The 13,166-nt window shown below is 53.0% G+C and carries 12 protein-coding genes, 2 tRNA genes and 2 pseudogenes; 2 read left to right on the forward strand and 14 right to left on the reverse strand.

Annotated elements, in window-relative coordinates; translation table 11 throughout:
- Positions 1 to 118 precede the first annotated feature (118 nt).
- The 4 genes from CSA35_05285 to CSA35_05300 form a co-directional block, all read right to left on the reverse strand.
- Positions 119 to 937: a polysaccharide deacetylase gene (locus tag CSA35_05285; protein PIE54586.1), complete on the reverse strand. Its 819-nt coding sequence runs from the start codon at positions 935 to 937 to the stop codon at positions 119 to 121.
- Complete coding sequence (locus tag CSA35_05290) at positions 922 to 4,608, reverse strand: exonuclease SbcC (protein PIE54587.1); 3,687 nt, start codon at positions 4,606 to 4,608, stop codon at positions 922 to 924. Before CSA35_05290 ends, CSA35_05285 begins: the two co-directional genes overlap by 16 nt.
- A 9-nt stretch (positions 4,609 to 4,617) precedes the next feature.
- Positions 4,618 to 5,838: an exonuclease sbcCD subunit D gene (locus CSA35_05295; protein PIE54588.1), complete on the reverse strand. Its 1,221-nt coding sequence runs from the start codon at positions 5,836 to 5,838 to the stop codon at positions 4,618 to 4,620.
- Between the two features lie 945 nt (positions 5,839 to 6,783).
- Positions 6,784 to 6,857, reverse strand: a tRNA-Gln gene (locus tag CSA35_05300).
- A gap of 137 nt (positions 6,858 to 6,994) precedes the next feature.
- On the opposite strand from CSA35_05300, the pseudogene CSA35_05305 reads away from it, so the two are divergent.
- Positions 6,995 to 7,261, forward strand: a pseudogene (locus CSA35_05305) (recombinase XerD).
- A gap of 443 nt (positions 7,262 to 7,704) precedes the next feature.
- Here CSA35_05305 and CSA35_05310 read toward each other — a convergent pair.
- The 10 genes and pseudogenes from CSA35_05310 to CSA35_05355 form a co-directional block, all read right to left on the reverse strand.
- Positions 7,705 to 7,926 (reverse strand): annotated as a pseudogene (locus CSA35_05310) (addiction module antitoxin).
- A gap of 34 nt (positions 7,927 to 7,960) precedes the next feature.
- Positions 7,961 to 8,158 (reverse strand): CopG family transcriptional regulator, encoded by a 198-nt coding sequence (locus CSA35_05315; protein ID PIE54589.1) that lies wholly within the window; start codon positions 8,156 to 8,158, stop codon positions 7,961 to 7,963.
- A 49-nt stretch (positions 8,159 to 8,207) separates the two neighbouring features.
- Positions 8,208 to 8,471, reverse strand: a complete 264-nt coding sequence (locus tag CSA35_05320) for a type II toxin-antitoxin system mRNA interferase toxin, RelE/StbE family (GenBank protein PIE54590.1) — start codon at positions 8,469 to 8,471, stop codon at positions 8,208 to 8,210.
- A complete protein-coding gene (locus CSA35_05325; protein PIE54591.1) occupies positions 8,455 to 8,679 on the reverse strand; it encodes a hypothetical protein in 225 nt (74 codons plus the stop codon). The genes CSA35_05320 and CSA35_05325 overlap by 17 nt, the downstream gene beginning before the upstream one ends.
- A 136-nt stretch (positions 8,680 to 8,815) precedes the next feature.
- Positions 8,816 to 10,003 carry a hypothetical protein gene (locus CSA35_05330; GenBank protein PIE54592.1) on the reverse strand — a complete coding sequence of 396 codons (1,188 nt, stop codon included), beginning with the start codon at positions 10,001 to 10,003 and terminating at the stop codon, positions 8,816 to 8,818.
- A gap of 237 nt (positions 10,004 to 10,240) precedes the next feature.
- Positions 10,241 to 10,450, reverse strand: a complete 210-nt coding sequence (locus CSA35_05335; GenBank protein ID PIE54593.1) for a type II toxin-antitoxin system mRNA interferase toxin, RelE/StbE family — start codon at positions 10,448 to 10,450, stop codon at positions 10,241 to 10,243.
- Entirely contained in the window at positions 10,434 to 10,655 is a 222-nt protein-coding gene (locus tag CSA35_05340) for a hypothetical protein (protein ID PIE54594.1), read from the reverse strand. The genes CSA35_05335 and CSA35_05340 overlap by 17 nt, the downstream gene beginning before the upstream one ends.
- A gap of 342 nt (positions 10,656 to 10,997) precedes the next feature.
- A tRNA-Gln gene (locus CSA35_05345) sits at positions 10,998 to 11,071 on the reverse strand.
- An 88-nt stretch (positions 11,072 to 11,159) separates the two neighbouring features.
- Positions 11,160 to 11,369 (reverse strand): hypothetical protein, encoded by a 210-nt coding sequence (locus CSA35_05350; GenBank protein PIE54595.1) that lies wholly within the window; start codon positions 11,367 to 11,369, stop codon positions 11,160 to 11,162.
- 222 nt (positions 11,370 to 11,591) lie between these two features.
- Positions 11,592 to 11,924: a hypothetical protein gene (locus tag CSA35_05355; protein ID PIE54596.1), complete on the reverse strand. Its 333-nt coding sequence runs from the start codon at positions 11,922 to 11,924 to the stop codon at positions 11,592 to 11,594.
- Between the two features lie 656 nt (positions 11,925 to 12,580).
- Between CSA35_05355 and CSA35_05360 the strand changes: the two genes are divergently transcribed.
- A complete protein-coding gene (locus tag CSA35_05360) occupies positions 12,581 to 13,162 on the forward strand; it encodes a hypothetical protein (GenBank protein ID PIE54597.1) in 582 nt (193 codons plus the stop codon).
- Positions 13,163 to 13,166 lie beyond the last annotated feature (4 nt).

Consider the following 13,166-nt stretch of genomic DNA (forward strand, 5'->3'; position numbering starts at 1 on the left):
AGATCAATAAAGAAATCAAAAGGACTTTTTGTACCAAGCAGCACGATATTCCCCTATATGGGCTGAATAAGACGATCAGTCAGATAAAACTCTCTCTGTCACTAAATGTTTTTAGTTATTACCTTAGTCGAAGCAAATCGTTCAGGATGACGAATCGATACCCCATTCGGGAGAGACGTTCCACGGCATTACGAACACCTTCGGCAGTTCCCGATCCCGGTCGGTTCATGTGGCAGAGAACCACGTCACCGGGGCTGACCGACAGAATCCGCCGTTCTACCTCGTAGGCAGAAAGGGTAGCTCCCTGATCTCCGTTGACGCTGAAGCCGGCCACAACATATCCAAGAGCTCGGACGATCTCCACAGCCACGTCGTCATAATGGGCGGTCCCGGAACGAAAGAACCGGGGACGATGACCCGTGAGGGATCGAATCTCACCAGAGTTCTCCTGGACTTCCCGGATAACGTCCTCCACACCGACGGTTCCCGGGATACCGTAGGCTTTTCGACCGGTCACCGATAGAGGGCAGTGTCGGCTCCCATGGTTTTCGATCTGAAAGAGAGGATCCGAGGCGAGGTCACGAGCCTCTTGAGGATGAGCCAATATCCACCGTCGGTTTAAAAACAGTGTAGCAGCGATCTTTCGGGAACGAAGAAACCCGATGAGCTGTCGATCGTAATCGTCGGTTCGCCATCGACCGTTTCGCATGGCTCCGCCACATGCGTCAAAGGTGAGAGCGACCACCTTCTCTTTATGGGGCACCCGGCGAAGAATACCGGGCAGATCCGTACCCCATACGTTGGGACGCTTGTTGGCAAATAGTTCCGCCACATCATGCGCTTCGTCGACCTCACCATGGCACGAGCCTGTCAGAACGAAAATAAGGCCCCACAGCACTGGCAGGCATCGACAAAGTAATATCATGGACCGCCGCATCGGGAACACCCTGGTCCCTCAAGCCAACTTCTGCCCCCTGTCTGAGGTATGACTCGAATTTGGACGGCTATACGATCCTTGAGAGCCGGGACATGGGATATCACTCCGATGAGCTTGCCGTCCCGTCGCAAGGCCGCCAGGGCCTCAAGAGCGGTCTCCAAGGCCTCGTCGTCCAGGGTGCCGAAGCCCTCATCTAAAAAGAGGGAGTCAACCTGAACTGCGTCGCTGGCCATACGGGAAAGCCCCAGAGCCAATGCAAGGCTGACGATGAAGGTTTCGCCACCGGAGAGGTTTTTAGTGGATCGAATCTCACCTGCCTGGTAGTTATCCATCACGTTGAGCTCCAAAGGATGTTCGTCGTCGTGGAGCAACAGGTACCGGTCGCTCATGGTGCCGAGCTGACGATTGGCGTGACGGATGACCATGTCAAAGGCGAGGCTCTGGACAAAGTTCCGATATTTTTTCCCGTCGGCCGACCCAATGAGGCCATGAAGAAGATCCCACCTCGCACACTCCTTTTTCTGAACATCCAAGGCGTGGAGTCCCTCCTCCCGCCGTCCTTTTCGCCGGTCGTTCTCCCCCAGCTTCTCCCTCAGGGCCCCTATGTTCAGTTGACGTTCCCGATGTTCTTCCTCCAGCCCTCTAAGTGTCCTCTCGATCTCATCCAGAGGCCTGTCGCTCAGTTCTTTGTTCCGCTCCCTCTCCAAAACGCCAGCCTTCTCCATCTCCATGGCCGTCAACCCGGCGAGTCGGTCGGATAAACTCCTGGAGCGCTCGGACAGAGCTTTTCGTTCCTCCTCGGAGAGGCAGGCGGAAATATAGCTCTCCTCGTCGGAGAATCCGGCGTTCACCAGGCGGCTCGAAAAGACATCCCACGCTGATCGGAGGGAGGCCGATCGAGTTTTGATCGTTTTTTCAAGTTCAGCCATCCGATCCCAAAGTCGTTTTCTCTCCCCACAGGCCCTATTCAGGGACTCCACTGCCCGGTCAGTTTCACCCTGAGCAGCGGTCATGTCGTCGTCGAGTTTTTTTTCCTCATCGTCAGGGAGCCTGTCTCCCAAGAGCTCTCGACGCTCTCTAAGTAGAGCTTCACGCCGTTTCTCAACCCCTTTTAGATTTTCCTCAAGTTTTTTAAGAGCGGTTGCGGACGACAGAAGAGCCTGAGCTCCCTGATCAGCCCTGATCTCGAACGAAACGATCTCACTGGTCAGTTCATCCCTCTTCTCCTGATCCTCCAGCCATTGGTCCCGACGATTGGTCAATGTCACCAGGATCCTATCAAGTTCTGAGAGAGACGAAAGACCTATCCCGTAGGGAGCAAGCTCGTCAGCCATTCGCTTCACAGCCTCGGTTAACAGACCCTGACGACGACGAAGTTCGTCGTTCGCCCCTCTCAGACGCTCCTCAATGAGAGCCATCTGAGCAGCCTCCTCTCGGGCATCCCGGTCGCTCCGAGAGAAGGCCTCATGGGCCTGCTCGGCCCGACTTTGCAAACCGGTTAAGGCACCCTCCATGGCTTCAACAGTCTCGACAATCCTGGTACTCTGAGCCAGATCTTTCTCGTCAGTCACGGCCAACTCATCCAAAACTCCCGAAAGCTCGGAGTCAGACGGCAGCTCAGCCCTCGAGAGCCTGGGCCAGTTTTCCTTCAGAATCCGTCTGGCACGCTCCATGCTCTCTCCGAGAGAGATCTCATCAGACTCACTCCTCTCAAGATCCTTGTTTATCTCGGCCAAACGTACCTCAAGACCGACACGAACCTCCGTGATCTCCCGAAGGCGCTTTCGGACCGCTTCAAGACGGGCGCTGCTCTCCTCGAACGTCGGTCGCTGTCCAGCGGCGTAGGGATGATCGAGAGCGCCGCACAGGGGACAGGGGATGCCGTCCACCAGATAAGATCGAGCCTCCTCCAGATCCTGAACGGCTCGAATCAGTCTGCACTGAAGCTCCAAATCCCCCACCTTTTCGTCCAACTCGGCGGCTTGGGCCTCATAGTGCTGCAAATCGACGGCGACAGAGACTCTCTGGTTCTTCAGGGAGGATCGACGATCGTCCAAGAGCTGCACGGCCAGATTCGCCGACGCCAGATCCCCAAGCGCCGTCTGGCATCGATCGATGGCGTCCCGTCGTTCCGCAAGCGTTGCCCTTTGGGTTCGCCAATCACCGATTTCCCGTCCCATAAGAACCGCTTTCAGGGATTCGGATTGCCTGGCGAGTTCCGCCACGGCCCGATCCCATTCGGTTTTCGTCCTCGCTGCCACATGGGCTGTTCGAAGAGCGGAGTCAAGCACCAGTTCATGCTGAGGTTTCAACAACCCCACGGCCCTCTCTGCCTCGGCGACATCCCGGCCCAGAGCTCTGATCTGCTCTCCCCGGCTCTCGATACCGGCCAGGTCTCGAACCAGGGCCTCGTCGGTCTGGGAGCCCAGCAGTCGACACTCCAGCTCCGAGAGGGTTGAACGGATCTCATCCAGCCTCTGAAGGGTCTCCCGTTGGCTGGCCTCCAGCTTCGCCAGAGAAGCCCGGCCGTCGGCGACGGATAGCTTTGTATCCTCCATGGGTCTCTCCATCTCCGATATCTTCAGGTCCAGTTCCCGAACAGCCCGTATCGTGACCTGCCCCTCCCGTCTCCGGACTTCGGCTTGCTTCAGAGTCTCTTTTGAGGCATCTCTTCCCGCCTCGGCCTCCTTTACGGCCTGATCGATCCCGGATATCTCCGACTCGCAGCACTCCAGAGCCTGACGATCCTTGTCCTGAGCTTTTCGAAGATCCGTCACAACCCCATAATCGGCAGCCAGCTCCAGAGCCCTCAAGCCGGCGTCAAGCCTGGCCTGCTCCGGCGCAAAGGCATTCAGACGATCCAGATGTTCTTCCTTGGACTGACGTACCGCAGCCAGCTCCTCCTCAAACCTGCCAACAGCCCTGAGCCACCCGGCTGCCGTCCTCATCTCAGTAACCCGCTTGGCAAGCTCTCCATCCTCTCTCTCCATCAGTTTCAGCTCGGAGGTCAGTCGCCGTTCTTCCTGTACATCAAGGAGATCTATTGCCCCAACTTCGGCCTCTAAAAGCTCCAAGAGCTGCCTTTCCCGGGAGCGATGCTCGTGTACCCGGATAGAAATCCGGGTGTAGATATCCGTCCCGGTGATACGCTCCAGAAGAGGAGCCCGTTCGTCCGGCCCAGCCTGTAGAAAGGCGGCGAATCCTCCCTGGGCGAGAAGCATGGACCGGGTGAACCGATCAAAGTCCATACCGGTAACGACCTCCACTCTCTCGGCGACGCCGCGAATCGTGGACTCCAACACACGGCCGGAGGTCTTGTCCACCATCTCGTGCCTGGGGTTCTGAAGGTCACCTCCCGGTTTCCTATGAGCTCGACGCTGACTCCAGTGACAACGAAAAATACCTGAACGTGTCTCGAAGGTAGCCTCGGCAAAACACTCGCCAGTCCGACGGGACATGACCTCGTTACCGCTCTTGGTCACCTTGCCAACTCTGGGAGTCTGACCGTAGAGGGCCAGACACAGGGCGTCCAGAACAGTGCTTTTGCCAGAGCCCGTAGGCCCAGTGATGACAAAGAGACCATCGGAGGCAAAGTCCCCATGGGTCAGATCAATAAGCCATTCGCCAACCAGGGAGTTTAAATTCTTAAATCGAATACACTTTATTTTCATAACTCCATCCTATTCGGCGCGAACGTCGTCGTCTTGGAGGGATGACAAGATCTCTCCATAGGATCGAAGAAGCTCCGAACGCTGTTCCTCCGGGACGTCATGGGCATCCAGACATCGCTCAAAAACATCCGAGGTGGTCAGTTCAGCCAAAACCTCGTCGTCCTCCAATCGCTCCATGGCCATACGGACACACCGCCGGTCGGTCACCCGAAGGACCTCCACACCGGTTCCGTCCACTGCGGCGTCGACCCGCTCCCTCAGGTCGTCCACGAGGAGATCGCCCTCGTAGATAACCTCAAGCCAGGGGGAGTCCCCTCCCATGGATAGCTCAGCGATACGTTCTGCGATCGTCTCCCAGTCTCCCCGAATACGACACAGTTTCTGAAACGATGGGACAGGACAAAGACGAATCGACGGACATCGGCCGTCGAACTCCACCAGACAGACGCTCTTCTCCTGCCCGGCCTCCCCAAAGCCCATGGGAATGGGCGAGCCGCTATAGCGCATGATCTCGGAGCCTCCCACTCTCTGAGGAACGTGAAGATGCCCCAAAGCCAGATAGTCGAGGTTATCGGGAAATATTCCGGCACTTACGTGGGCCAGGGACCCGACGTAGAGCTCCCGAACCCCGTCGCCGTCGATCGTCCGCCCACCGGCGGTGAAGAGGTGTCCCATGACGACGACGGGAACGTGAGGTCCTAACTCCCCCCGCCTGGCCTCGGCCAGAGCGAGCACAGACGCATAGTGGTCGCGGATGCCGTCCACGAGCCTGCGATCCTTCTCCTCTACCGACTCACCTTCGTCAGAGAAACGAACGTCCCGGTCACGAAGATAGGGCACAGCGCAGACGATGAGCTCAGGACCTCCATCTCCCGAGAGAACGACGACTTCGTCCTCAGGGGATGACGCTCGTCCCAGTACATGCACATGAAGGGATTTAAGAAGATTTCGGGGGGCCTCCAAAAAGGAGGGAGAGTCGTGATTCCCGGCAATGATCACCACATGACGACAGCAGGACGACGCCCGGGACAAAAAACCGTAATAAAGTTCCTGAGCCCGGTTGCTCGGAGTCCCCGAGTCAAAGACATCTCCCGCCACGAGAAGAATATCGACAGCCTCATCCATCATAATCCGGGTGAGCCAGTCCAGAAAGCTCTCGAACTCCTCGTAGCGCCTTCTACCATAAAGCGTTCGACCGAGATGCCAATCGGAGGTATGGAGAATTTTCATGTGCAACCTCGTCTTTTTAATTAAAGAATGCTCCTTCTCCAGGTTAGAATGGTAGAATATTAATTATAACCCAAACTCCTGAGAAGGAATGGCACTCCCCTAAGCAGCGAGGGATCCTCGCGGAAGAAATCGCCCAAGACCATCTTCACCGACTCAGCCTATTGAAGCCATGAGAAAAACTCCTGGCTTGAGGAACACGGCTACAGAACAAACGCCAAAATACGGGACACAGAGGACACTTTATCACTCGGCAGGAGAAAAAGGGAAACCGAAGTAATCGCTCTAAAATCCAAAGCCGTTTGAAACACGTATTTGGAGCTTCTTCCTTGAAAACAGGGCCCTGATACTGAGGGACCTGACCTATACCATCACTCGACTCTCGTACCTGATACTACACTCAGGGGGCTCTGTTCTCTGTCTCAAAATATCATCATAAGCCCCTCTGGATCGAGAGAGAAACCGGTGGTCAAACGGGATTTTTATGTCTCTTTTTTGACCAATATCACCAAATCTTTCATTTTAAATTTATTTTGCATCTCAAGACTGCCAGGATTTAGGGGTACCAGAGGTGCCCTGATATTTTACCATTCTAACCTGGAGGGAAGATCTCCACCCTCCAAGCAGGAAAATTTTTAAAGGTACCCCTAAAAAAATCAGGTTCTGATGCTTTAGGAAAAGTAGATTTTCATTGATCCCGCGTATCTCCATCATGAATGCCCAGCATATCAGCCCCTTTTTACGTAAACCGTATAGGGCCACATCCTATCAGGGGTTGTACTGTAAAACAGGTTCCTTCGAGATTATTGTACGCTAGGTTGTGCAGTTTAATTCTACGACCATACGATTTAGGATAATCGCCCCTGATGCAAATACAGCAAAAAACCCACTGTTTAGCGGGCTTTTGAGGATTCCTGACAACTGATGATATTTGACGAAACAAGGCGTTGGCTGCCCCACCTGGACTCGAACCAGGATCAACGGAACCAAAATCCGTTGTGCTGCCTTTGCACCACGGGGCATCACGATCAGCCACGGAGAATCCAGTCATACCAAGGTATCAGGCGCATTGATATTGTTTAACATGACAGCACGAAAAAGAGAAATCCGTTGTGTAATTCGACGCCTCCCGGAGAAGTTTTAGACGGGAGGATACATCATGAATAACGTTCTTTCAATCGAATCGTGGCACAATCTCCCCACACCAGCTCAGGCACTCGAGACCTTTCTCATCTTCAAAAAAGCCACGGGGACAGCTCCCAGGACCATAGCCGATTACCACAAAAACGTAGGAACATTCTTCCGTGCCAACGAAAACGCCTGGAACGGCCCTGTCGCCATGAGGACACCCCTGGTGTCCTGGTTATCACAGGAAGTTGCCCCAACAACATACAACCTTCGCCTCGTGTACCTCCGGGCCTTCTTCACAGACTCCAACTCCAACGCTCAGGGATAGAGCTGTACAGCGATCTCTTCGGAGGTACAGGAGAAAGGCAAGCACGGCAATCACAGCCAGGACTGCCAAGCGCCAAACTCCTGGCTCCCACTTCCTGAACCCCATATCAGCCCATAGGGCAAATGTCAAAAAAGTGTTCCCCAGTGTACAGCCAAACGAGAGTATCCACGCCCAGAGTGCCAACCGACTAGTGGGATGATTGTTTTTCGGCACACTTAATGTTTCGCTCATCGTCTTCGCTCCTTTGATCGTCGATATTTATGAGATCATGATCTGCGTGCCCCTTCGCTCGGCTCGAGCCTGCCGCTGATATGGCTGAGGGATCGGCCAGACTGGGCGAACTGTGCCAATTTCAAGACGGATAGTCGATTTTACCACCCGAGTCCAAGGAGCTTCTTCGTGTCACACAGCCCTCAGATTACTTGTACACAATCCCTCCGATGTCCAAATTCTACGACATAAACGGTGAGACGGTTATTTTCTATTCGGCAAAGAATCCTGTATTCTCCCACTCGATACCGCCAAAAGCCTTTCAGGTTGGCTTTTAAAGGTTTGCCTGTTGAGCGGGGTGCGTTCCCCTAAGCTATACGTTGATCCATGTAGTCCAATATCCTCTTTTGTATTTCAAGAGGCATTCTGGAAAGGGCTTTTTCTACCCTGGGGGCATATTCAACCGTCCAGCCCAAGACGCTGCCTCATTTCGTCGGAGCTTATGGGCTTGATTCCACGCTCTTTCGCCTCAAGATACCGCTGTTCAGCCAGTTGAGCGTCTTCGAGGGGTTCAAGAACAGCTTTTTCGTAGTATTCCTTCGTCTTCCCCGTGACGTCGACGAGTTCTGTTATTCTTTTGTCCAGAGCGGTAGTCATGACGCAGCCTCCTTTTTCCTCTCGCCACAGTTCTCCGACAACATGGAGTCTAGCTATAGACAGAGCTTCTGTGACCGATTCGAACGATGAGGACGAGAAGTTTGTTGTCTTCTATTCGGCAGAGAACACGCCACGAACCTACGCGGTATCGCCAAAAGTCAGACAGGTCGCCTGAGAGGTTTTTGCCCCGCTCACGCGGGTTCTCGAGAGTTTCCAGTCGAGCCAGGTATTTGACGATCCGCAGGGCTTCAGGTTTGTCGATGGAGGCGAGGTCTTTTTCAGCCCCTCGTGAAAGCTCAACCCTCCAAGCCAAGGCGGTGTCTCACTTCGGAAAGAGGAGAGGATTGGTGCCCGTCAAGAAGATATTCCTCATATGCAGCAGCGGCCAAGGCGGCGTCTTCCATGTCGTCAAGGTAGGTTTCTATGGCTTTTCGAGCATACCAGGTTTTTGTTCGACCGGTTTTTTGCGCCAGAGTTTCGAGGCGTGATGAGAGCTTTTCGTCCAGACGTATTGCAAGCATGGTGGATTTCCTCCTTTTTGCAATACAAGTATAGCATACGACGGCTCACTTTTGAGGGGACATTCATCCCCGCTGATAAGCTGCGCTTCTTCCTCGTGATCACAAGAAGCCAGCGCAGGGGAGCTTAAACGAGAGCTTATATGCGTCTTCGGGGGATCAAAGCCCGGACGATGTCGATATTGGCCCTGATAGTATTCCTGTTTTTCACGATAAGCCCTTGAGCTGAGAGGCTTTTTATGTCTCTTGTAAGAGTCTTCCGGGTTTTGTCGGCGTACTCATCTGAAAGTTCCGGGGATAGCCGACGGATTTCTTTGATATTGATCTCTACAGGGTTTTGTACCTTCGTCAGAGCAAAAACGAGTTCCTTTTTTCTGATAGCTGTCGAGCTGGTGTTTCTGGAAAAACTCTCATTGACCAGATGCGTCCAGAGGATTTTGTACTGTTGTCCCTGGATAAGATCTATTTGTTCGTCAAGACCATCGATGAATCCCTGGAGAGCATATTCGATGAACTTACGAATTCCCTCTCCTCCCTCGCGGGAAGTCTCTTCCAGCCGAAGATAGTACTCGGAGCGAGTTTTGTTGTAGTGATTGCTTAAAAGGTGTGCTGCCGGAGTGGGAACACCAGATTCCAGAAGGAATCTGAATTCCAGTAGTCGAGCGGTTCTACCGTTTCCATCTCCAAAGGGGTGTATCCATGCAATGTACAGGTGAGCAAGGATGGCCGCAAGGATTCCCGAAGCGATCTCAAATCCTTTCCCCAGAACGGGGTCTTTCGGGTTTGTGATGTTCTGAAGCATGGAAACGAGTCTATTCATGAGGTAGGGGCAATCCTCGGCAGGAGGGGTTTTGTAGTGCCCGACTCCTACAGGATATTCCCGATATTCTCCAGGAATAACCTCACTCCTTACTTTGAGACCACGGAGGGTGGTTTTGTTGTAGCTTCGGATTTCGTCCGAGGACAGGGAGAAGTCCTGATGGTTGAGTATCTTCTCGCCTATTTCGTTGCACGCATCAATGATGTTCTGTATTTCCTGCCCCAGGTATTCTTGTGATGGAGGAAGTTTGAGTTCTCCCTTGCAAAGAGCCTGTGCGTCTTCTTCCTGAAGGGTGTTCCCCTCAATTGCAGTGGTCGCAAGTGCCCCCTTGGCAAGGTAGACACCATGCATTTCTGCTGCAAGGTCAGGAAGCAAGGCGACTTTTGAGAGGTGCCGACATTTGGATTGAGCAGCCCCCAGGAACATCCAGAGTTTTGGGGAAGCGTTTCTGAGGTCAGTCTCGAAAGTAATCCATGGGTGGCTTGTTTCGTAGGCTTTTTGAGACATGGGTTCCCTCCTTAGCTTGTAATTTTTGTTGCATAAGTATATGCTTTTCCCATGGAGATGTCCATAGATTTGTCCAGACCATTGTCCCCTAAAATGTCTGGATTGCAGCAAGGAGAAAAGACCAGTCAACTGGACCCAAAGGCGTTGCTTTGAGGAACTTCCAGTATGCCCCCACAGGGGGAACAAGAGTCTAGCTATAGACAGAGCTTCTGTGACTAATTCTAACGATGAGGACGATCAGGGTTTATTGTCGTGGACTTCATAGATGATTCGGTAGTCTCCCACTCGGATGCGGTAGCGTTTTTCGACTTTGAGGATTGCACAGCCTTTTGGCCTGGAGGCTTCGGAGAGTGGGTCTACTGCTGATCGGATTCGAGAGTAGGTTATCCCGTCAAGTTTCCGCAGTTGTTTTGCAGCGGAGGAAAAGATTTCAATCTTGTATGACATGGAGGGTATCGAGTTCGCTTTTGAGTTCTTCCCAGCTTATGGGGGCTCCTCCTTCTGCAAGGACCTGATCTGCCAGGCGGTTGTCCTGCTCGTCTTCGAGGGCGTCGATGTACCCCAGGACACGAGAGGCGTCCCTGTCTGAGAGGTTGCCGAAGCGGTTGTAGAGTTCTGTTTTCGTTGCGTTTTTTGTCATGGTTTGAGGCATGGCGATCCCCTCCTTTTTACGGATACTTCTTCTCGACTGTTATATCTTTTTAGCATTATGACTTCTCCTTAATTTGAACTTTTGCGACATCCGGCTTCTTGCCGGCTCCTCTGACGTGTGGACAGACAGACGTACCTGTTAACGCAATGAACCCGCCTCCCATCAGGGGTTGTACGGTAAAACAGACACCTCCGGCAACGGAGTACGTTAGATTGTACGGTTCGAGTCTGAGCTTGTACGATTTCGAGTTCTTTCCTCTGACATAAGGATATCAAAAAACCCGCTAAACAGCGGGCTTTTGAGTGCTTACGATGGTTCATAACGGTTGGTGAAATAAGGTATTGGCTGCCCCGCCTGGACTCGAACCAGGATCAACGGAACCAAAATCCGTTGTGCTGCCTTTGCACCACGGGGCACCACGATCAGCGAGGGATATTATACGGGAAAATCGCTCAGGGTGCCACCGGGGGAAACCTTTTTCTCAGTATAGCTATCTCCTCTCTTTCAGGGGTATCCTATATCCGGCTCCACATCGAGACGGACAAGTTGACGATCTCGAACGATCGGCAGCCCTCCAACGAACAGGTACCGTACCCCGTTGAGGTCGTCCACTCGAAAGTCACAGAACCGTCCGGGAGCTAGGGGGCCAATCTCACCGTCACCGAAGGGGAAGGCAGACCGTCCCAGATCATCCAACACATCGGCAGGCACCAAGCCATCGTACGTGCGACGGAGGAAGACCCGCTCCCCCTCAACGGACAGATCATCGTTACTGGCCTCGCCATCGGTGCCCAGAAAAACAGGGAGCCCGGCCTTTAAAATTGCAGGCAGAGCAGCTCGTCCAACACAACCCGCGCGTTCATTCGGGGATTGAGGGCGACCGTCACCCCATGTTCTGCCAGGAGACAGCGCTCCTGGTCATCAACCCAGCAACAATCAGAGACGATCAAGTTCGGCTCCGAGGTTCAGTGCTCGGACGATAACGTCTCCGCTTGAAGCGTACATACTGTGAATCGTAGGAGCCACTACAACATTGGGACCTTCATAATCCATGAGCTCCCGAAGATAGGCCTCACCCTTCTCATATGTCTCAAAATAGATCTCCTGCAAGAGCCGTTTGGCCTCGTATGCCTGGGGAGAGACTATATCGTAGGTCATCCTTTCAAAGATCAGTCGTATCCCCACGTCTCGAGCAGCCACGATGACCTCCCTGTCGTATTGGTTTCCTTGACGGTTATGAAGATAGAAGGACACCATGACCGACGACACCGTGCAGAGCCATCCGAGAGAAGGCTCTGCGACAGGCCAATAATCGAACGTGTTCCGGGCTCAGGTATGGGTTGTATCGATAAATGGTCTTGCGACTCCACGTCCCCAGATCCCAACTGGGATTCACATCGTCCACATAGATGGACTGCTCCGGGTGGGAATGGGCGTTGAACTCCCCATGGCGGATAACTAAAGGGGAAGGGAAAATCCTCCCGAGTCGCCCCTCCAGTTCGAGCATCGAATCAGGAACACCGAACCCCACGGCTTCTATCCGGTCACCTCAAGCCAGTAGATAACCGGGTTTCCTGATCCCCTTCAGTTCCAAGACTCCCATAAAAAGGCACCGAGATTCCGCCCTCTCTTTTTTCATGGTTTATCCTCTTTATACTCGACCAAGAGACTCAATAAGAGGATATAATAGAAAAGGAGTACACACTTTGAGGCTATCACATTTTTTCCGTTACATACAACGCTTGCGAGAACAACTTCAGGAGGTTGTGCAGCGGTTTATGGATGAAATACAAAAGGAGGTGCGTTTATCGTCTTAGAGAAAAATCCAAAATGCTCTGGTATGGCGTCAAGCAACAAGATCAACGAGATCAAGAGACAGCAGGAGAATGCCGAAACTACACCCATAGACCGAGGAGGCGTAAACGATGAAACGATATACAATATTGGCTATGACCTTAACGGCACTTCTATGGACAGCCAGCTACGTCGGAGCTTCTGAGTACTCGGCAACCATGGAGACAACTAGTCCAGAAGGGACTTTCTCCGCCAAGGTGTTCGTCAAGGGCCCATGGCACCGCCATGAGCAGGACGAGTCCATTGTTCTCTACAACCAAAAAACAGGAACGACATACTCCATCATCCCATCGGAAAAAACCTACATCGAGATGACTGATGAAAATCCTTACGCAAATCCCATAAAGTCGATGGGGGAGCAGAATATAGCTGTCGGGCAATCCCTGAGCGATGCGGACGGCACGCTGGAGAGGCTTCCATCGGAGACCTTTGCCGGATACCGATGCGACGTCTATCGCCATACCCCTAACGACTTAGAATTCGGCCCATCCACCGTGTGGTACTCGCCAAAACTGCACGCAAGCCTTAAGGTAATCTACGACGGGCCGACAGGTGTTATCACGATGGAATACTCTCACATTGCAGAAGGCCCCCAGGATGACAAGCTCTTTGTTCTTCCGAAGGGATACAAAAAAATGGATCTTCAATTTTAGTATC

It is taken from the genome of Dethiosulfovibrio peptidovorans (genome assembly GCA_002748665.1).
In the GTDB taxonomy this organism is placed as follows: domain Bacteria; phylum Synergistota; class Synergistia; order Synergistales; family Dethiosulfovibrionaceae; genus Dethiosulfovibrio; species Dethiosulfovibrio peptidovorans_A.